This is a genomic window from Fusibacter paucivorans, assembly GCF_018390735.1.
Lineage (GTDB): Bacteria > Bacillota > Clostridia > Peptostreptococcales > Acidaminobacteraceae > Fusibacter > Fusibacter paucivorans.
In genome coordinates, this window is the sequence record NZ_JAHBCL010000002.1 from 127,854 (window position 1) to 148,016 (window position 20,163).

The 20,163-nt window shown below is 41.9% G+C and carries 18 protein-coding genes and 1 pseudogene; 16 read left to right on the forward strand and 3 right to left on the reverse strand.

Annotation, left to right across the window (positions count from 1 at the left end):
• Positions 1-73: 73 nt before the first annotated feature.
• The gene (locus KHM83_RS01835; protein ID WP_213235194.1) at positions 74-1,099 is read left to right on the forward strand and encodes a 3-oxoacyl-ACP synthase; all 1,026 of its coding nucleotides are present in this window, start codon (positions 74-76) and stop codon (positions 1,097-1,099) included.
• A gap of 4 nt (positions 1,100-1,103) precedes the next feature.
• Complete coding sequence (locus tag KHM83_RS01840) at positions 1,104-2,432, forward strand: acetyl-CoA hydrolase/transferase family protein (protein ID WP_213235195.1); 1,329 nt, start codon at positions 1,104-1,106, stop codon at positions 2,430-2,432.
• Positions 2,433-2,503: 71 nt separating this feature from the next.
• Here KHM83_RS01840 and KHM83_RS01845 read toward each other — a convergent pair whose 3' ends face one another.
• On the reverse strand, positions 2,504-3,913 hold the full coding sequence (locus KHM83_RS01845) for a DUF6179 domain-containing protein (RefSeq protein ID WP_213235196.1): 1,410 nt from the start codon (positions 3,911-3,913) through the stop codon (positions 2,504-2,506).
• A complete protein-coding gene (locus tag KHM83_RS01850) occupies positions 3,910-4,386 on the reverse strand; it encodes a DUF6323 family protein (protein ID WP_213235197.1) in 477 nt (158 codons plus the stop codon). Before KHM83_RS01850 ends, KHM83_RS01845 begins: the two co-directional genes overlap by 4 nt.
• A 215-nt stretch (positions 4,387-4,601) precedes the next feature.
• Here KHM83_RS01850 and KHM83_RS01855 point away from each other — a divergent pair.
• Positions 4,602-5,054 (forward strand): annotated as a pseudogene (locus KHM83_RS01855) (O-acetyl-ADP-ribose deacetylase); the annotation flags it as partial.
• Between the two features lie 70 nt (positions 5,055-5,124).
• Here KHM83_RS01855 and KHM83_RS01860 read toward each other — a convergent pair.
• Positions 5,125-6,471, reverse strand: coding sequence for a hypothetical protein (locus KHM83_RS01860; RefSeq protein ID WP_213235199.1), 1,347 nt, complete (start codon positions 6,469-6,471; stop codon positions 5,125-5,127).
• 145 nt (positions 6,472-6,616) lie between these two features.
• On the opposite strand from KHM83_RS01860, the gene KHM83_RS01865 reads away from it, so the two are divergent.
• The 13 genes from KHM83_RS01865 to KHM83_RS01925 all read left to right on the forward strand — a co-directional run bounded on the left by KHM83_RS01865 (position 6,617) and on the right by KHM83_RS01925 (position 20,160).
• A complete protein-coding gene (locus KHM83_RS01865) occupies positions 6,617-7,834 on the forward strand; it encodes a M20 metallopeptidase family protein (RefSeq protein WP_213235200.1) in 1,218 nt (405 codons plus the stop codon).
• A 15-nt stretch (positions 7,835-7,849) separates the two neighbouring features.
• Entirely contained in the window at positions 7,850-8,572 is a 723-nt protein-coding gene (locus tag KHM83_RS01870) for a DUF5058 family protein (RefSeq protein WP_213235201.1), read from the forward strand.
• A gap of 10 nt (positions 8,573-8,582) precedes the next feature.
• Positions 8,583-9,317 (forward strand): hypothetical protein, encoded by a 735-nt coding sequence (locus KHM83_RS01875; protein WP_213235202.1) that lies wholly within the window; start codon positions 8,583-8,585, stop codon positions 9,315-9,317.
• A gap of 151 nt (positions 9,318-9,468) precedes the next feature.
• The gene (locus KHM83_RS01880) at positions 9,469-10,590 is read left to right on the forward strand and encodes an aldo/keto reductase (protein WP_213235203.1); all 1,122 of its coding nucleotides are present in this window, start codon (positions 9,469-9,471) and stop codon (positions 10,588-10,590) included.
• A 194-nt stretch (positions 10,591-10,784) separates the two neighbouring features.
• The gene (locus KHM83_RS01885) at positions 10,785-12,017 is read left to right on the forward strand and encodes a GGDEF domain-containing protein (protein WP_213235204.1); all 1,233 of its coding nucleotides are present in this window, start codon (positions 10,785-10,787) and stop codon (positions 12,015-12,017) included.
• Between the two features lie 294 nt (positions 12,018-12,311).
• On the forward strand, positions 12,312-13,160 hold the full coding sequence (locus tag KHM83_RS01890) for a CPBP family intramembrane glutamic endopeptidase (RefSeq protein ID WP_213235205.1): 849 nt from the start codon (positions 12,312-12,314) through the stop codon (positions 13,158-13,160).
• A 179-nt stretch (positions 13,161-13,339) separates the two neighbouring features.
• Entirely contained in the window at positions 13,340-13,612 is a 273-nt protein-coding gene (locus tag KHM83_RS01895; RefSeq protein ID WP_213235206.1) for a hypothetical protein, read from the forward strand.
• A 447-nt stretch (positions 13,613-14,059) separates the two neighbouring features.
• Positions 14,060-14,617 (forward strand): DUF4825 domain-containing protein, encoded by a 558-nt coding sequence (locus KHM83_RS01900; RefSeq protein ID WP_213235207.1) that lies wholly within the window; start codon positions 14,060-14,062, stop codon positions 14,615-14,617.
• Positions 14,618-14,972: 355 nt separating this feature from the next.
• Positions 14,973-15,995 (forward strand): BsuPI-related putative proteinase inhibitor, encoded by a 1,023-nt coding sequence (locus KHM83_RS01905; protein WP_213235208.1) that lies wholly within the window; start codon positions 14,973-14,975, stop codon positions 15,993-15,995.
• 341 nt (positions 15,996-16,336) lie between these two features.
• Positions 16,337-16,753, forward strand: a complete 417-nt coding sequence (locus KHM83_RS01910; protein ID WP_213235209.1) for an SRPBCC domain-containing protein — start codon at positions 16,337-16,339, stop codon at positions 16,751-16,753.
• A 27-nt stretch (positions 16,754-16,780) separates the two neighbouring features.
• Positions 16,781-17,398, forward strand: coding sequence for a DNA-3-methyladenine glycosylase family protein (locus KHM83_RS01915; RefSeq protein ID WP_213235210.1), 618 nt, complete (start codon positions 16,781-16,783; stop codon positions 17,396-17,398).
• 283 nt (positions 17,399-17,681) lie between these two features.
• A complete protein-coding gene (locus KHM83_RS01920; protein WP_213235211.1) occupies positions 17,682-19,169 on the forward strand; it encodes an aminotransferase-like domain-containing protein in 1,488 nt (495 codons plus the stop codon).
• A 10-nt stretch (positions 19,170-19,179) separates the two neighbouring features.
• Positions 19,180-20,160 (forward strand): S66 peptidase family protein, encoded by a 981-nt coding sequence (locus KHM83_RS01925; protein WP_213235212.1) that lies wholly within the window; start codon positions 19,180-19,182, stop codon positions 20,158-20,160.
• Positions 20,161-20,163 lie beyond the last annotated feature (3 nt).

A 20,163-nucleotide genomic window follows, 5' to 3' on the forward strand; every position in this document is an offset into this window, starting at 1 on the left:
GTTTTCATACTGTTTGGACGATTTTTATGCTTTGGCAGCAATTTTGCAATAGTATCGTTCAGGAGGTAATCACATGAAAAAACAAAACATAGGGATTGTCGATTTTGAATTGTATTTGCCCGAGGAGACTGTGAGTGCTGAAATGCTAAGTGAAGCAGTCAATATTCCTGCAAATGTCTTAAGGGAGAAGATGGGCGTGAACGCAAAACACGTCGGCGGTCCGGAAGATCATTCAGCCATGATGGCAACAAAAGCGTCGAAACGGCTTTTGGAGAAAACGGGTACAGACCCAAATGAACTGGATATGATCTTATATGCAGGTGAAACTTATTGCGAGTATATTTGCTGGACAGCAGCGATTAAAATTCAAAATGAGCTCGGTGCGGACAGAGCCTATGCATGGGATATGGGCTTCCGCTGTGCGGCAACGCCGCTGGCGCTAAAGGTGGCAAAGGATATGATGCTGGCGGATTCATCGCTAAATACGGTTCTCGTGACAGGCGGAAATACCAACGCATACCTGGTAGACTATCAGGACAAAAACCAGTCTTTCATGTTTGACATGAGTCCGGCAGGGTTGGCTTTACTGCTCAAGAAAGACCACAATCATAATATCATTTTGGAGACGGGGATTATAACCGATCATGTTTTTTGTGATGATGTTATTGGCAAATGGGGTGGTTCACTATATCCGATTACAGATGAAATTGCAAGCGATTCTGAAAGTTTGCGACGCGCTAGGCTATTGCATCTACCGGATCCGGCGGGGATGAAAGTCAGACTAGGCGAACGCTCACTGCCGAATTTTGTTGAAGCAGTCAATCGGGCAAAAAAGGGTTCCGGTTTGACGGCGCCACTTGATTTTATCGGCATTACACATATTAATCCAAAGGCGCACCAGGCGATTTTAAAAGCGATTGACATGCAGGAAAATCAAAGTGTTTACCTGTGTGATGATGGCCACTGCGGTCATGTTGATCAGTTTTTGGCGCTGCAATATGGTTTGGAACGCGGTCTCGTAAAAGCGGGGGATTATGTTGGGCTGCTTGGCGCCGGCACTGGCTATGCTTTTGCCTGTACCGTGGTGAAATGGGGGTAATGACATGCAATATGAAAGAGAAAGACAGCATAAAACGATGTCGATTGAGAATATTTTATCGACTATAGAGGACAATGACTTTATCGTGGTGGGGCTGGGCGGCAGTGAACCCATACCATTAATGGAAGCAATGCATCAGCTGGCGGCATATGATGTCAAGGGATGCGAACTCTCCAATACATTGCCTGTGGGCAATTATCCGTTTTTTGATATGCCGGCGTTAAAGGAGACGCTGCATATCAACAGTTGGTTTTTTAATGGCGGTCTGCGGAAAGCACATGGAAAGGGTCATATTTCATTTCAACCGCAGCACCTTCACCGCGCTCTGGATAAGCGACTTGATGCAATGACAGGAAGGCGAAAAGTGTTGATGGCCGTTGCATCACCTATGGATGAACATGGCTATTTTAGCTTATCAATCGGCAATACCTATGAGATGCAGCTTATTCGCTCGGGTAATGTTCACATTATTTTAGAAGTGAGTCCGCATTTTCCAAGGACGTTTGGTGACAATCAGGTACATGTAAAAGATGTTGCTTGTATTTTGGAAACAACGCGCAGTTTGCCGATTTTGCCGGCAGGCGAGATTAGCGAAAAGGATGAGGCAATCGGCGCCTATATTGCAGAACTGATTGAAGACGGTGCCACCATACAGCTGGGAATCGGCGGCATTCCAAATGCAGTTGCAAAGGCATTAAAGACAAAGAAAAATCTCGGGATTCACACAGAAATGTTTACAGACGGTATGATTGATTTAATTGAGTCGGGTGCGGTGACCAATAAAAACAAAACGCTGTACCCAGATAAGACCATTTGTACTTTTGCGCTGGGTAGCCAAAAGCTCTATGACTATATTCACAACAATCCATCTGTTTGGTTTATGCCGGGCAGATGGACAAATGATCCTTATGTCATTCGTGAAAATGACAACATGGTTTCTATTAACACGACAATAGAAGTCGATCTGACGGGGCAATGCTGCTCGGAGAGCATTGGCTACAAGCAATTTTCAGGAACAGGCGGGCAGGCGGATACGGCAATTGGCGCACAGCTCTCCAGAAATGGGAAGTCTATTATTGCGCTCTATTCGACGGCATCTGTCAAAAATGAAAACGGCGAGAAGGTACTGACATCCAAAATCGTACCGTGTTTAAAAGAAGGTGCCGTTGTTTCCCTTACCCGCAACGATGTGGACTATGTCGTCACAGAATATGGTGTCGCATGGCTGCGAGGACAGTCGATTGGCGAGCGCGCCAAAAGGCTTATCGCCATTGCACATCCCGATTTTAGAGAAACACTGACGGCTGCGGTTAAGACATATTGCTATTTTTAACGGATTTGGATAAAAATTTTAGAAAAAATTTTAATCTAGCCATAACCAATAAACAGATGCAATAGACTTAACTATTTAGGTGTATGACGTGATGCTGACAACTGTTTTGAAAAAGTCTGCTGTTTAAAGGTCACAGAAGCCGAAAGATTGTGAAGCGACAGGTGTTCATCAGGTGCCAGTGACTGCATGTAAAGTGACAGTGCCTGTCTGAGGGCTCTGTCGCTGTCATTTTCATCGGGGTCGTATTCAGATGTGGCAAAAGGGTGACGTACCAGCAGTGCAGCCAATGTTATATCAGGAAGTTTACGAAATAGCCTATGCAGTGTTTCCGGCGGCATTGGCACATCTAGCAGCAGATTTTCGAGATCGCGAAAGTTATGGACATCTTTTAACAGCAGCTGGCATTGATCTTTAGCATGGCGGCAGCTTATCAGTTCATGATAAAGGCGTCGATAATCTGGAAGCGGCATGGTCGTCGATGCATCTACAAAAACCAAATCTCTTTTGATAGGTGAACGAACAATACAGAGCCGCTGTTCCAGCGTATCGGTTTCGATAGCAAAATGGAAGTTGTGGTAAAGTTCGCGTTCATAAGCCAAAAGATAATTCGAGGCAAGCGATGAGGCCGTTAAGTTTAAAAGTACAATTAGGTGCAAAAGACCGAGATGAATGGTCTCGGAGAGATCCTCTTTCATCGAAAGAACTGTATACAGCTGTGCGGCATCGGTGGCTGACAGATTCAGCTGAAGTGGTGGACGTCCAGCGTACAAGCAGCCTAAAGCCTGCGTCATCATGATATCCAATAAATTGACGATCATGATGGCATAATGACGGTGGTACCGACGCATACAGTCTAGGATCGCCTTTTTTGGAAAGGCACTGAGAATGAGATTTTCAAGGTAGATTGCCTCTAAATAGTCAATGATGAATTCAACGCCCTCTGAAACTGGACGCGGCGAAGCAGTTGGGTAATCTGCTGTAATGTGTATTTCATGCGCGGCATAAATCGGGTCATACAATTTTAAAAAACCTTTAATACCGCCGCGGATCGTCGATTGATAGACGTGATTGTTAACTGGACAGCGGGTTTTAAGGACTTCAAGATGGCGATGTTTGACAGTGTTGATTTTTATGCAAATACGTTTTTGTCCAATTTCAAAGAGCTGATCAACGCGACTGCTCTTCACGAGGTTTACGGCATTTATAACAGACATGGGTTTTAAGCCGATACCAATGGTGTAGAGGATGGAAATGAGAACGTTTTCAGCAAATTCAGCGGGAACAGAACTGCTCTCTCCAAGTGTGTAACGCGAAAGCAATGACGCTAAAAGCGCATAGGTTTCTGACTCGATCCGATCAAGCTGATTTTGAAGAAACCGGTCACATAAGCTTCTAAAATAATGGCGGGTGGCGCAGGTGTATCGCATGGTTTCAAATTGATCAAAAGGTGTTGAGAGCGCATTTGAAGATGATATTGTCATTTTTCAACCTCCGAAAGGGCGTATTTGGCAGCGCGGGTAAAAGGCATGCCCTGATCAAGTGCAGAAGCAAGCGATGGCAGGATTAAATCTGTCAGCAGCGTGACAGCGCCGTTACAGGGATCGTCATAAGCCCTTCGCATAAATGCAATAAGGGCATCATCCCCCATGCGGTCGTGCAGTTCGTTTTTAAAATAATAAAAGGCATCAATGAGATCGGTGAGTGTTTCAACGTATTCCGATGCCATTAGATAAGGTGAATCATAAAAAGCTTCAATTATTTTGTCAATGATCCCACTGCCGAATTCCAGTCTTCCCGTTGATTTTAAAGCGGTGTCGCGTGTGGCTAACAGCAGTGCCGCATCCGCCTGCGTCAAAGATAAACCGTAGGGAGCGGTTATGTCATTAAGCGTCATTAATTGCGGGACGGTGGTTTTTAATTGTCTAGGGACGAGATCAATCGCGTTGAGCGGCATAAAGAACTCCTTTCAAAAAACATTTGACAAAACGATTTAAATATGCTATCATTTTATTGTAACATAGGCTTGCTGTTTTGACTGTAAAATACGGCGCGTGTAAGTTTAATTATATGACTTCTGGTGATTTTTGTCAAGTACCGGAAGTTTTTTTAATGCACAAATCATATGAAGTGGTATGATGATAATGACGAACAATAAAAGGAGTGAAAAGTATGTCTCTGGAAATTGTAAGAGGTGATATCACGAGATTTAGCGTTGATGCGATTGTCAATGCGGCCAATACATCTTTGCTGGGAGGAGGCGGTGTTGACGGTGCGATTCACCGAGCGGCCGGACCGGAGCTCTTGGCGGCATGCCGGCTTTTAAATGGCTGCGCAGTTGGTGATGCGAAGATAACGGCTGGCTATCAATTGCCTTCGGCGCATGTCATCCATACCGTCGGACCAATTTGGCGTGGCGGTACGCAAAATGAACGTGCCCTTTTAACCTCGTGTTATAAAAAATCAATTGCACTTGCAAAGGAACATGGCTTAAAGTCGATTGCTTTTCCATTAATTTCATCAGGTGCATACGGCTATCCAAAAGCTGAAGCGCTTGAAGTCGCGGTCAATACGATTTTAGACAGTATCACTGACGCAGACCTTAAGGTTATACTGGTACTTTTCAGATAATTAATCCCCCATCCAGAACACAAATGTTTTAGGTGGGGGATTTTTGAAACTTTAAGAAAAACGGTTAAACCTGAAATCGGATGAGGTTGCCGTTAGAATCTAAAAACAGCATTTGATAATATTTTTTAGGGCGTCCTTTGGACGCTTGTTTTTTTTCTGTCATGACAACGGCACCGCCATGATCGACAATGCGATTTAAGATGCGGTTGGCAGATCGAAGCGCAATATCTAAAAGTGATGCCACTTCGTCAGTAGCAAGGCGATTCGTTTTATTTTTTGCAGCGTAGGCGATCAATTTTTGAAGGTAGGCGCTACTGATGTTTAAATCATTTGACAGGCGCATGATTGCGCCATTTGGCTGATTTGAATATAACAGTCGTTCACCTGCTTCCAGTGGACCGAAAACCCTGTGGTCGTCATCGACAAAATAGCTTTTGTCACCGCCGGATTCAAGTGCATTGTTCAGCGCAGTCACGGCATTTGTCTTTGCCTGTGTTATGTTTTGGCCGCTGCCGTATCCGATAGCGATTTTTTTTCGAATAGTGTCTTTGAAGTGCAGTTGCAGCTGACAGTTCGTAAAGTCATTGGTAATGAGCGCAATTTCTTCAAATGTCGAAAACATGGCAATGACTTCTTCCCGCTGCTGGATGACGAACTCGTAGTCTGATGTTTTGGCGAAAGACATCGTTTCCCGATAGAGCTTGTCAATATAGTATTCCCGCTCGAAATTGTCTTGTGAAAGGCGTTCGTCTGGTGCAAACGAAATATAGCCAACGACGATCTTATTGGCACTTAGCTTTTCAAGTTTGACATGATTAATGGCCTGCATTAGTAAGTTATAAACGTATTTTTCAGATGGCTCAACAAAATAACAGCGCATACCGGCAGCTTTCATTCGATCGATGTGCATACCGAAGCGTGTGACAGACAAGTCGATTTGATTGTTCTGCCAAAGCGACAAATGCTTTTGAAATATTCTTTCTGCATACAGATCAAGATCTTCTTCAAAAAAAGGAAAGACATAGGGTCTTTTATCTGCGGGAAATATTTCTGAGAGTGTTTCGATCATATTATCACTGGCAGAATCGAAATAGACACGAGAACTGTCAATTTCTGGATGATTGACAAAGAGCTTGAAAAGATGCTTTAAAATATTGGCATCATCGTCATAAATGACATAACAGGGTTTGTCGATCGGATTTATGTTTTTGTTGAGATAATTACTGAGGGTGGGACCGCTGAGGATAAAAGCATCAACGTCGTTGTAGTGTTTTAAATAACAATTGACGATGTCGGGAAAATCTCTAATAACGCATAATTGCATCTGGCAATAGCGTTCGAGTTTTTGCTGCATCTCTTTAATATACACAACATGACTTTCAGAAATGATTAAGCCCAATTTAACGATCAAAAAAATCAACTCCTTGTAGCAAGTATACCATTATTCAATGAAAGACGGTAACCTAAACCTAGAAAATCATTGACGAAAATTAATATGTTTGTTAAGGTTTATTAAAGGACGTGACCATAAATGTCATAAAATGTGGAGGGAAATTATGGAATTGAAAGCACGATTATTGGAATCATCAAGGGCGATGCAGGATGAACTCGTTGCATTTAGACGATATTTGCATCAGAATCCAGAACTTTCACTGGATTTGCCTATCACGACAAAATTCGTGAAGGAACAGCTTATCGCGATGGGTTATGAACCTCAAGACTGCGGGAAATCAGGTATTGTTGCCATCGCAGGTGGACAACGGCCAGGAAAAGTATTTTTGATCCGGGGGGATATGGATGCGCTTCCTGTCGAAGAGGCAGCAGATGTCCCTTTTAAATCAGTCAATGGCAATATGCATGCCTGTGGTCACGACCTACATACGGCGATGCTTCTGGGTGCAGCTAAATTACTTAAAGCGATGGAACCCGATATTCAGGGACAAGTAAAGTTAATGTTTCAGCCGGCAGAGGAAACCTTAGCCGGTGCAAAGAACATGATTGAAGCTGGTGTTTTAAAGGCGCCGGATGTCGACGCAGCGATGATGATTCACGTGATGACGGGATTTCCGCTGCCTGCCGGCAAAGTAATTGTTTCCCAGGCTGGGCTTACAGCGGCAGCATCCGATTGGTTTGAGATACATGTTCAAGGAAAAGGCGGTCATGGTGCGATGCCCAATAATGCCGTCGATCCCATCAATGCTGCAACACATATTTTTCAAGCGATCCAGACGATTCACAGCAGAGAATTGGCACCGGGACAGGCTGTAGCATTGACGATCGGCAAATTTGTCTCCGGAACAACTTCAAATGTCATTCCGGATACAGCGCATATGTATGGAACACTTCGTACTTATGAGCCGGAAACGCGAACTTTTGTCAGAGAGCGTCTCGAAGCCATTGCCAAGGCAACGGCAGAAGCAGTACGTGCGACAGCTGAAGTGAAAATAGTAGATGGTTGCCCTGCGCTTAATAATGATGCGGCACTAGTTGAATCAACCAGAACGATTTTGAAAGAATTACTACCTGAAAATGATTTGCTCGATATGAGTGTTTTAACAGGTGGTGGTAAAATGAGCGGTTCTGAAGACTTTGCCTATGTTAGTGAAAAAGTGCCGACAGTCATGCTGGGGTTATCTGCAGGCAATGCTGACGAAGGTTATCGCTTTCCACAGCATCATCCGAAAGCTATTTTTGATGAGAGCGTTCTGTCAACTGGCGCAGCTGTCTATGCTTATGCGGCAGCAAGATGGCTGGATGAACACAGCAAAGCGTAGAGAGGGGGCGCACAGATGACTTTTTTTGAAATTTCAAACAGTAAACTGCTTTATGGACTCGTTATTATTGGTCTGCTCTATATTTTGGGATTTGCAGCTGTTTTTTTAAAGCGCAGTTACCAGCGGTGTGTCGAACTGGGGATTGACCGTTCGACTGTTAACGATGTTATTAAGTCGAGCCTTGCCTTTACGCTGGTGCCAAGTATCGCCATCGTAATTGGGTTCTTTTCACTTTCGGCAGTCATGGGAATTCCATGGCCGTGGTGGCGTCTTTCGGTACTCGGTTCTGTTGGTTATGAATTGATGGCAGCCGATCTTGCTTCGAAGGGTATGTCTTATGCCAATGTTGCGGCAATGGCTGAAGCCAATGATCCACAGGTTTTTTCAGTTATCATGATTGTGATGACCATTGGTATACTGGGCGGATTTTTAGTGCTGCTGCCATTTGGCAAGAAAATGACGACAGGTCTCATGGCTGCACGGGAGAAAAAAGACAGTACGTGGGGCATCGTCATGAGCAGCTGCTTTATGCTGACATTGGCATCTGTTTTTTTGCCAGTCATGATCTTTGGCGATGCCGTCAGTGCAGCGACGCTTTTTACGAGTGCGCTGATCACACTGTTGATGACGCTGATCATTAAACAATTTAAAATACACTGGCTTAGTAACTTTGTACTGGCGGTAACGCTGCTTTTGTCGATGGTTGCTTCTGTGGGATGGCAATCAATCTTAGGATAGGGGGGAAACCATGAAAGAGAAGAAAGAAACCGTTATACTTGATGACTACACGAACTGGGTGCACCGCTTCGGTCGCATTGGTGCGTTAATTGCCATTCTTTATATGATGTTTATTCCAATTGCAATTGCAGTAGCTTATGATAGCTTTCCGCCCCTTTCGGCTATTTTAAAAGGTGGTATTGGCGTTATGGCGCTCTTCATCCCAATTGGTATTTCAGAAGTTATTAGTTATACGCCAATCCTTGGCTCGGCGAGTTACTTGACATTCTTGACAGGGAATATCTTAAATTTAAAATTGCCTTGCGTACTCAATGCGTTAAAATTAGCAAAAGCGGATCAGAATACACCGGAGGGCGATGCAATTGCAACTGTTGCCGTAGCAGCATCTTCCATACTGACAATGCTGATTATTGCAATTGGCGTATTACTGTTGGTACCGCTTCAACCGCTCTTTCAGACTGAGTTTGTCAAAAGTGCGACCTCCTATATGCTGCCGGCGCTCTTTGGCGGTATGTTCTTAGGCATCCTTGGCCCTGAACAGGGTTCATTTCGCATTAAAAACAAACTGCTCATCATGATTGTTCCAGTAATCATTGTATCGATAACCGTGATTACAGGTATCCTTATCAGCGGATTAGAAGGTGTGGCCATTCTGCTTATGCTGCCGATTGCTATTGGTATTGCAAGAGTTTTATGGAAAAAGGGTATCGTTCACGTTGTGGCCAATGAAGTGAAAGATAATTGATCAAAAAGTGATGCATTTATAAGAACCGACCGATTGAATTGCTCAAGCGTATCATGCTGGAAGGCGTGATGACTTCCATGTGCCCTTTGTTTGAAATGCACTGTAAAAAGAGTATAATAATGCTAGAGACAAAGTGTAAGGAGGGAATCGAATGACGTATTTAGGTGAAGACATTCGTAAATTAGGGTTCGGACTAATGCGCCTGCCAAAGCGTGACGGCGAAATTGATATTGAACAGACAAAAGCGATGGTAGATGTCTTTATGGCAGAAGGCATGACGTATTTTGACACAGCTTATGGCTATGATAATGGCAAATCAGAGGAAGCGGCTAAAATAGCTTTAGTGGATCGATACCCAAGAGATTCATTTCAGCTGGCTACAAAGCTTCCGGCATGGGCTGGTGCCAAGAGTGCAGAGGAAGCAAGGCAAATGTTCTGGACGTCACTGGAAAGAACGGGTGCCGGGTATTTTGACTTTTTCCTGCTCCACAATCTAGGCGATGATAGAACCAAGTGCTTTGATGATTACGATATATGGACATTTCTTGAAACGCAAAAATCAAAAGGGTTGATTAAGCACTTGGGTTTTTCATTTCACGATAAAGCGGCAGTGTTGGATAATCTATTGACGAAACATCCGGAAATGGAATTTGTTCAGTTGCAGATTAATTATGCTGATTGGGAAAGTTATGCCATCGAATCCCGAAAATGCTATGAAGTTGCAAGAAAACACGGTAAGCCGATTATTATTATGGAACCGGTCAAAGGCGGTCTTTTGGCGTCGCTGCCTAAAGGGATCGACAACTATTTCCTTGAATATGCACCGACGGCATCCGTGGCTTCATGGGCGGTTCGGTTTGCTGCTTCTCTTGAAAGCATCATAACAGTGTTAAGTGGTATGTCATCCATTGAGCAAATGCAAGATAATCTTTCTTATATGAAATCATTTAAGCCGTTGGTTCACGATGAGCGGCAAATTATTGAAAAAGTGCAGAAAGAGCTTGATAAAATAGACAGCATTCCATGCACAGACTGCCAGTACTGCATGAAAGACTGCCCTGAAGGCATCCCGATTCCAAAAATCTTTGATGCTGTCAATCTTTATTATATCTATGACGATTTGTCAACTGCCAAGCGCAAATATGGTTTTGCGACTTATAACAGCAGTCTTGCATCACAATGTATTGCCTGTGGTCAATGTGAGACAGCTTGTCCTCAGCATATTCAGATTATTGAGGCATTGAAGCAATCGGCTGTATTACTTGAAACATAATAGAGATGCGGTTATAAAGACAAATAAGAAACGCCTGCAAAGCATATTTACTTTGCAGGCGTTTTAAAATGACACAAACATTACACAATTGCAAGGTTTGGGAGAAGAAAACTACTTTTCATAGGCATGATAATGGCATAAAATAGGTTATAATAGTAATTTGATACCAAAATAATTAACAAAGGAATAGTAGTATGAAACAATTGGATATCTATACGGTTGTTCAGATTTTTATTCTCATCCGCTTGGTCTGTACAGCTGTACTCCTTTTTTTATGGATAAAATATGGGAACCGCTATCTAGGTATTCGGGATATGGCGTTATCATTCGGTTTAACGGCAATCGCACTAATTCTTTTCCTCTTTGCTGATCAGCTGTCGGTTTTTGCAGGACTTGCATTGCCGAATATACTGGTATTGGTGGGGATTTGTACTTTTGGCATAGGTGTGCTGACTTTTGCTGAAGCAGCAGTCCACAAAAAAGAACTGATTGCTTACGTGGCTATTTTTGTATGCGTCATGAGTTATTTTACATACAATCAGTTTTCGGTTCGTTACATAATGCTAATTTCGTCAAGTTTTACGATACCTGTGTATATTTATATTATATGGCAGCTTCATTGGCGAACATCCACCTTTTACCGTACCTTTACAGCCAGTGTTCAATGGGTTGCATGCGGGTTTGTCTTGATGCATATGATGAGAGTGGGCTGGCTGCTTTATTGCCATCCCGTTTTGAATTATCATGGAGACTGCGACAATACTCAAACGCTCTTGTTTGCCCTATCGCAAGTGCTGACGCTCTTGCTGGCATTTGCCATTGAGCATATGATCGCCAATAAGCGTGCTCATGAAGCGTATAATGAAACGAAGACATTGGCAATACAGTTGGAAAAAAAGGAAGCGCTTGCATCGACAGATGCACTGACGGGGATTTACAATCGTCGTAAAATTGAATCGCTCATTCGCGAACAGCATCATATTCTGGTTAGTGCTGGAACGGCTTTCTCAGTTTTGCTCATTGATGTAGACCATTTCAAGAATGTGAATGATCAATATGGGCACACTGCCGGTGACGCTGTACTCAGGCACTTATCGCAATGTATTCGAGATAATATCAGAGGATTTGATGATGTCGGCAGATGGGGTGGGGAAGAATTTCTCGTCCTTTTGCCAAATGCTGCTCTGGATGAGGCGCGAAAAACAGCGGAAAGACTTCGCCGCATTGTATCTGACAATGCTTATACGCAATTGCCTGAATTGACACTGACCATTAGTATTGGGGTCATTGAAGCCAGCAGTGCGATGAGTATTGACGAAACGCTTAAAAGGGTTGATCAAATGCTTTATAGTGCAAAAGCCAATGGTCGGAACAGTGTGTTTTCGGGGAATGCTGAAGTGCTGACATCCGTTTCCGGAGTTGATTAAGTTAGCGAAATATCGATCCTCAATAACAGCGGATTATCTTCGCTGTTATTTTAATGCAAATATTGATCTGCCAAGTGCTTGACATTATGAAATACATATTGTAAAGATTACTTGCAGCAAACAGCTGAACTTGCAACGGCATATAATTTTCAATATAATATGAAGGGTACATGAAAGAGGATTCTTTCTATCAGCAGGAAATCGCTCAGTACAAATCTATTGAGTTTATGCCGACAATGTATGCAATAGGATTTGACAAATCTATATAAGCATTTGACTTAAGGAGTATTTCGTTTGAATGAATTAGTCGTTATAACCATGATCTTGTGTGGCATTTTGAGCATCCCCTGGGGAATCTATGCGCTTTCTGCCAATAAAGAAATGCGATTTTTTGAATGGGTGGATTATAAACAAATATCAAAGTTTGAATTTATCTTTCTCGGTCTGTGCATCGTATGGCTTTATTTAACCAATACGATCAAGGTCATTCCATTTGTCATTGCATTGTTTATTTTACTATTTTCTCTGGATTCTATTTCAAATGACGCGATTAAAATTGAAAAAAATCAAAATTTAATGAAGGCGTTTGTTGCCTCATTTCTGTTGTATATGAGCATACAGCTCGCCTGCAAATACTTAAATCTGTTTAGCAATGTGCATCTGTATAGACTTGTTTTAACCACCAGTGTTTTTTTAGGTTACTTGTTTAACATTAAAGTGAGCAGCTTTCATTGGACGACAGCCATTAAAACTATTATAGTGATGCTGGTTGTTTATTTTTTTATCGAGATCCCATATTTGCTTATCTATGATATTGAAGCGTTAAAGGCTGTAACATTCAGCGGCTATTTAGCAAGCTTTGTGGGATCACTTTATTTTCCAAGCATTGTAGAGGAAGTGATTTTTAGAGGATTTTTACTTGGGGGTCTTGTTTCGCTTGGCATTAGAAAAGATAAAGCAAATATTTTTCAGGCGATTGTATTCGGTTATATTCATCTTTTAAATTATGAATCAATCACCCTCGTTTCTTTTTTATGGCCAAGTTTTCAAGTGTTCGCAGGGTATCTCTTTGGCAAAATCTATTTATCGACAAAATCATTAACGCCATGTTTGATTTTACATGCGCTGTTTGATACGATTTAATGTCAGCGTTTATACTTGTATCTGCAATGGATAAAGACAGAGAAAGTTACATCATTCAAATATTAATCCTTTCGGCAAATTAGGGCTGGTTTTCATGAGATGGAAATTTAACCAATTGTGGTGAAGGATCAACGAAAGGCTATTATTCGATTGCCTTGAATAGCAGAAAAGAGAAAATTATGAGAAAAGAAAATTTTAGTGAACGCATCATCATGGCAGGCTATAAAACGATTGTTCTGGGTATTTGTCTGTACATTATTGAATTAATGCTGCTGCCCATCTTTGGTTTTCTGCAAAAAGAACAAGTAAATGGCAATGGTTTTTACACGGAGTTTTGGCGATATACAGGCGAGCAGCCCTATCCAACGATTTTTTTCTTAACGGGTGTCATCGTTGTGCTGGGCGTGATTTTGCTATACCTCGGCATGCGTGAAAAGAAAAAGAATGGCTAATGGATCAATCGATTAGCGTTGCTGGCAAAAGAATTTCTAAACAATCGTGAAAAATGTTGGCGATTTATTTGGAGAAGATGGTGAATAAGCTGATTTCGGTGAGCCTTGGGATGGTGTAGGAAAAATGGCTTACTAAATTTGGCATTGCGGCAAAAAAACCTTTATGAGATAATAAATGCAGATGTGATAGCATACTGGGAAATGATGTCATATTTGACGATTACAATCACGTGAACTTGTTCACTTTTTTGAAGCAAATAGGGATGGGGCCTAAAGTAGATGACGTATATAATCGAAATGATCCTTTTTTGTTTTTCTAAGCAATGGCAATATGGAATCACTGTAATATGAAAGTAATCATGATATTTGTACCGTTATCATTAATCATTAGAAGGCATCGTAAACCGACTAACGGTGAATTGTTTGATTGAAGGGATGTTCAATAAGATGAATAGGATAAAATGGGTCAATCAATTGGCTGTTTTGATGACAATGTGTATGATGCTGATCGGTTGTACAGGCGGAGTTCTAGAAGAAACAGCGACAGAGGATGTGCAGATGCGTGATTTGCTGGAAAATAAAATGCAGTATGTCAGCGATCGTACACAACTTGTGACCTTAATAGATCTGTTGCCGATGCCAGCTGGTATAAACCACCTCACAACGACTGTGGAGACGTCGGATTCGTCAAATGGTGTTGCTGTTGATTATGAGGTCTTTCATTATGACGGCATTTCGCCGAAAGGTTATATTGAAGAGGCACCTTTTTTTAGAAGTGCTGTTATACTGCTAAGTTTAATTGAAAATGCAGATTTTGTAACCTATCATTTGGTCGATAAACAATCAGAATATCCTGGTGCTGAGTATAGCTATACCATTACAAGAGAAACAGCTGATGAGCAATTAGGTTATGCTGTCCTATCGCAGACTGATTCGTTAGCAAATTTTGAATTATTGCTTGCAGATATTGAAAGTAAAATAGTAGAAATGGATTCACCTCAATAACGGTTGTATCCTTAAGATCAATACGAGTGAATATGCAAAACGATGAACTGTTTTTATACAGCATGATGTTACAAAATAATGTTAAAAAAATGAAAATCAAAAGTGGGGGAATAGCCTTGATAATGCAATTGATAAACCTAATAATCTTTCTGGCGCTTCTGATAGGCGTGCCGTATTTTATGTTTATGACATTAAGAACATTGGACCGCATTGAACAATTATTAACCGTACTTGTTGAAAAATCAAATCATGAATAAATAGAAGCTATTAAACAGGATGCTGTTTATTAAAGATATAGGGAACTTTTTGCATACGGACAACGTCTTATCATATGACATAAACAGGAGGGATCTACATGAAAAAAATGATAAAAACTTTTACCGCAGTCGGATTGATGCTGGTTATCAATACATCTATGGTATTTGCATCAGTGCCATTTAACGATACGGCGATGACATCTTATAACGATGCCATTGAAGCGCTTGCCTCGCAGGAAATTGTTGGCGGTGTGGGGCATGGTTTATTCCAGCCGGATCGACAGATTACCAATGCTGAAGCAATCCAAATGATTACAAAAGCATTTAATATTAATCTTTCGTATATGACATTTATCAAGGCGCCTGAATTATCAGATTTCTTTGATTTTGCCAGTGCAGATGCATGGTATGAGGATGCGTTTATTAATGCCGGCGCCAACGGATTGCCGATAGATCGTACAATTATGCCAAATGAAAGTATGACACGCGAAAACTTTTACAGCATTTTAGAAGCGGCAATGGAAATGCGTAACGAATTGCCCATGATCAATTTAATCCCAACTGCCATTGAAGATTTTGAAAGTATGGACGTTCTAAAGTCAGGTGCCATTCACAGGGCCCTTGCTTATGGTATTTTAAAGTTAGACGAAGACGGAATGTTCTATCCAAATGCATACCTTACGCGGGGAGAAGCTGCACAAGCAGTATATGATGCTATGAATGTGGAACATAAACTTGAAGCAGCAGGTAATGCAATGACAGGGAAATTAGAAGTGACAGAGGCTGAAGATGGTGTGACGTTGACGTTTACAATGAAAAACGATTCCGACGAAACGGCGCTGCTAACGTATCATAACGGTCAACGATACGATATTTACATTTATGATTCTTATGGTACTTTAATTTATCAATGGTCAAATGATAAAGTCTTTACCATGGCAATTGAAAGTGTCGTCGTCGATCCCGGTAAAACCATTGAATATGAAACTGTTTGGCCGATGACAGATAATGAAGGCAAACGGGTATTGCGCGGTCAATACAACGTTGTCTTTGAAAGTGCTTATGACATCGTTGGCAATAAGGCAACCACGACAGACAGTATGTTTATCATTGTACCGTAAAAAAGTAAATGGCCCCGTTATGACATGATTGCGATCAATGTCGTAACGGGTTCTTTTTTTGCTGTGGTTTGTTAGGTCATGTTATTTTGAGGTATAAATGCAATAAGTTTATAATGAGGTTATTTAGCCAATGGTCATGTGTCATAATCAGAAATAAATAGATTATTCTTGGTAGGTGCTTAGTACAGTTCCAAAAGCTGAACAATGCAGATGGCTAAAAGATCAGTTTGACGTTCCGTGGAAAACTGGATATTGCTGCAATTGATGCCGCCCGAGGAGAATAAAAGTCTTTGGAAGAAGCGGCTGAAATAATTTTCAACAATTTTTTAAGGAGGTTTACAATGTCAAAGACGGTTATTCAAATTGGCACAAAAGTAGGCAGCACGCTTGAGAAAGTATGGCAGTACTATACGATGGCAGAACATGTTGTGAACTGGAATCATGCCTCTGATGACTGGTATACCCCGGAAGCGGAAAACGATCTAAAAACAGGCGGATACTTTACGTACAAAATGGCGGCAAAAGACGGCAGTTTCAATTTTAATTTTGCAGGAATTTACACACTCGTCGAACCGCTTAAAACCATTGCTTATACACTGGGTGACGGCCGTAAAGTAACAATTGTTTTTTCTGAAGCAGAAGATGGTATTGTCATTGATCAAAGTTTTGAAGCGGAAGCGGTTCACGATGTCGAAATGCAGCAGCAGGGTTGGCAGGCAATTCTTGACAACTTTAAACAATACACAGAAACCCATTGAAATAAATTCGGAAGATAAGGAGAGGTCATGCAGCAATTGCAAACAACACAATCGGCATGTGACTGCTTAGCCAATGATCCCATTATGGCAAAACTAATGGATACGATTGGGCCATTGTCATACGCGCTGAGCGACAATCAGTTTACAGGGCTGGCGAGCACCATTATCGGACAACAGCTTTCCAATAAAGTGGCAAGTGTTATATGGGGGCGTCTGCACACTTATTTAGAGGGTAATGTAACGCCTGACTCTGTATTGGCAGCTGATGCAGCGTCGTTGAGAGCACTTGGGATCTCATATGCCAAAATACGTTATATTAAGGATTTGGCTGAACACGTTAAAGACGGAAGACTCGTCTTTGATGAACTGCCGACGATGGCAGACGATGATGTCATGAAGAAGCTGACGGCGGTTAAAGGCATCGGCCAGTGGACAGCAGAGATGTATATGATCTTTGCGCTGGGACGCAAAGATATTTTTTCACTGGGAGATGCGAGCTTGCAGGGTGCCATTCAATCGTTGTATGGCGTAGCCGGCAAGACGTCTTTAATTGAACTGTCGGATAAATGGCAGCCTTATAGAAGTATCGCTTCACTCTATTTGTGGGCATATATTGATCAGGATATACAGAGCCTGTGGGCATAAGGCGAAGCTTAAAAAATCGATTTAGAAAAGGCAGAGATGTAAAACCGCTGCAAATCAATTAATTTAATAATGTAAGATGCCATTAAATGGGCCGTATAAACGAAATGTTTTTCAAGTTTGTTGTTTATAGGGTCTATTTTAATACTTTTAAACAGTTGTATTGGATTGCAGCAGAGATCACAATTTTGGACTACGCCAAAAAGCGTTATTTGGTACTTTTGGAATAGTCCAAGAAGTGCTATAATTCACTTCATAAATATGACAAATTCTTAAAAGGTGATGTATGGAGATTAAAATTATTAAAGATCACAAGACACCTCTTTACATGCAAATACGCAATGCCATCGTGGATATGATTATACGTGGCGAGCTTTCCGACGGCAATAAATTGCCAACGGAACGCGCACTGGCAAAGCGTTTGGCAGTACACCGAAATACAGTCATCAAAGCTTACAGTCTATTGGTTGATGAAAAATATATTCGTGTTTCACAAAAACCGAAAGGTTATTTTGTGACCTACGGCCAAGGTGAAGCGAATCGTCAAAATCATTTTTTGGCACGACACTTTACGCCATTTGAATACATTGTTTCAGATGAGTTCTTACAGACAAATGCACTTTTTAGCCGATTGTTTCATACATCAATTGACCGTAAGATCATTTCATTTGCCACGGCGATGCCGTCTCCAGCGTGCTATCCAAAGGATGACTTCAATGCTATTCTGACAAATCTCGTTGCAGAGAAAACAGATCAAATTTACGGCTACGCCAGTCCTCAGGGAGTAATGCCCCTTAGGAAACAACTTTCAGAAATGCTTGAATCCAATCACATATACGCGAATGCATCCGAAATAACCGTTTGTGCAGAGACATACCAGGCGCTGGATTATCTTGTAAAATTAACGGTGTCGCCGGGTGAAACCATTATTGTTGAAGAACCAATTAATCCGGATATTTACGATCTCATCAAACTTCTTGGGATCAATATTGTGACGATTCCAACCGATGAAGACGGCATGATCGTCGCTTATTTGGAAAATCTCATCTTGAAATTTAAACCAAAATTTATTTTAACCATCCCAACATTTCATAATCCGACGATGACCGTTATGTCGCTGAACCGACGCGAGAATCTTCTTGAGCTTTCTTACCGCTATAATATACCCATTATTGAAATAAATCATGACTCTGGTCTTCGCTATGAAGGCATTGCAATACCTTCACTAAAGGCGATGGATACACTTGGCAATGTCATTTACATCGATTCTTTTATCTTCCGTGTTATCCCGGGGGTGAAAATCGCCTATATTGTTTTGTCAAAGGGAATTGCGCAAAAGTTAGCGCGTATCTTGGAAAAAAATCAAATCTTTCTGAGCTCTTTAGACCAGTATGCGATGGCGGCATACTTAGAATCCGGTGTGTATGAAGCACACCTTGCGGAGATTACGGATACTTACCGTGAAAAACGCGATTTTATGGTGGCCATGCTGCGGCAATACTGTTCAGATTACTTAACGTATGCCATTCCGGCGGGGGGCGCCAGTCTTTGGTGCCGATTTAAAGTGCCAATTGATCAAACCAAACTGCTGATCCATGCTGAGACGGCTGGTGTTTCCTTTGCGCCGGGACATGTATTTTACCCGTATGGCAATGCCGATGCCGATTATATTCGTTTGAGCTATAGTGCCATGGAAAAACGGGATATTAAAGAGGGGGTAAAATTGATGCAAATAGCGATTGAAAAAGCCCTGTCGAATGAAAAGAAAACCTAGGAGGATGCCTATGCCTATGATAAATCTGATTACCAAACCGATTATAAAACCAAAAAGGCTTAAACCTGGCGATACCATTGCCATCGTATCACCATCAAGCGGTATTTGGGAACGACGGGAGCTTTCACAGAGCATTGAGGCGCTGGAGTCAATGGGGTATCATGTCAAACTTGGCGATCATGCACTGAAACGTCATTACTACTTGGCCGGATCAGATGAACAAAGGGCAGAGGATCTCATGTGGGCATTTTCTGATGACACTGTTGATGCCATTTTTGCAAGTCAAGGCGGCTACGGTGCCGCAAGGCTGTTAAAGCATCTTGACTTTGATAGGATACACCAGAACCCAATGATCTTTATGGGGTACAGTGATATTACATCGCTTCACTTAGCCATTGCAAAAGAAACCGGACTTGTGACATTTCATGGTCCAAGTGCCCTTAGCTTTGGATCTGAAGCAATGACGCCCTATCGTATGACGGGTATTCAAAAGGCGATTATGCTGTCAACACCTATTGGTGTGATAAAAAGAGGCTCATTGCCAAAGGCGATTGTCAAGCTCAATGGCGGGACTGCTGAAGGGGCGCTTATCGGCGGCAATTTGTCGCTGGTATGTGCGACGCTTGGGACGCCTTGGGAAATTGATACGCGCGGCAAAGTCCTGTTCCTTGAAGATATAGAAGTCGAACCGTGGCAAATGGATCATTTGCTGACCCATATGATGAACGCCGGAAAATTTGAGAATGCAGCGGCAATTGTCATTGGCGAATGCAAGGCGTGTGAACCTTTTGAGCATCGGCCCGGTTTTCCAAACCAATGCAGTTTGGAAAATTTAATTTATGAGTTTTTTGAAGGACTTGAAAAACCTGTCCTGTATGGCTTTCCAATTGGACATACCAAGGATTTAGCAACACTTCCCATGGGTGTCAGGGCGAGGGTCAACGCAGATGACGGCGTTTTTGAAGTAATAGAAGCAGGTGTCTGCGATTAAAAA

Bases quoted from the DNA above. Each gene is read 5' to 3' on its own strand.
- KHM83_RS01885 (WP_213235204.1), top strand. From the start codon at position 10,785: ATGAAACAATTGGATATCTATACGGTTGTTCAGATTTTTATTCTCATC.
- KHM83_RS01895 (WP_213235206.1), top strand. From the start codon at position 13,340: ATGAGAAAAGAAAATTTTAGTGAACGCATCATCATGGCAGGCTATAAA.
- KHM83_RS01915 (WP_213235210.1), top strand. From the start codon at position 16,781: ATGCAGCAATTGCAAACAACACAATCGGCATGTGACTGCTTAGCCAAT.
- KHM83_RS01865 (WP_213235200.1), top strand. From the start codon at position 6,617: ATGGAATTGAAAGCACGATTATTGGAATCATCAAGGGCGATGCAGGAT.
- KHM83_RS01920 (WP_213235211.1), top strand. From the start codon at position 17,682: ATGGAGATTAAAATTATTAAAGATCACAAGACACCTCTTTACATGCAA.
- KHM83_RS01870 (WP_213235201.1), top strand. From the start codon at position 7,850: ATGACTTTTTTTGAAATTTCAAACAGTAAACTGCTTTATGGACTCGTT.
- KHM83_RS01840 (WP_213235195.1), top strand. From the start codon at position 1,104: ATGCAATATGAAAGAGAAAGACAGCATAAAACGATGTCGATTGAGAAT.
- KHM83_RS01880 (WP_213235203.1), top strand. From the start codon at position 9,469: ATGACGTATTTAGGTGAAGACATTCGTAAATTAGGGTTCGGACTAATG.
- KHM83_RS01925 (WP_213235212.1), top strand. From the start codon at position 19,180: ATGCCTATGATAAATCTGATTACCAAACCGATTATAAAACCAAAAAGG.
- KHM83_RS01905 (WP_213235208.1), top strand. From the start codon at position 14,973: ATGAAAAAAATGATAAAAACTTTTACCGCAGTCGGATTGATGCTGGTT.
- KHM83_RS01875 (WP_213235202.1), top strand. From the start codon at position 8,583: ATGAAAGAGAAGAAAGAAACCGTTATACTTGATGACTACACGAACTGG.
- KHM83_RS01910 (WP_213235209.1), top strand. From the start codon at position 16,337: ATGTCAAAGACGGTTATTCAAATTGGCACAAAAGTAGGCAGCACGCTT.
- KHM83_RS01900 (WP_213235207.1), top strand. From the start codon at position 14,060: ATGAATAGGATAAAATGGGTCAATCAATTGGCTGTTTTGATGACAATG.
- KHM83_RS01850 (WP_213235197.1), bottom strand. From the start codon at position 4,386: ATGCCGCTCAACGCGATTGATCTCGTCCCTAGACAATTAAAAACCACC.
- KHM83_RS01835 (WP_213235194.1), top strand. From the start codon at position 74: ATGAAAAAACAAAACATAGGGATTGTCGATTTTGAATTGTATTTGCCC.
- KHM83_RS01845 (WP_213235196.1), bottom strand. From the start codon at position 3,913: ATGACAATATCATCTTCAAATGCGCTCTCAACACCTTTTGATCAATTT.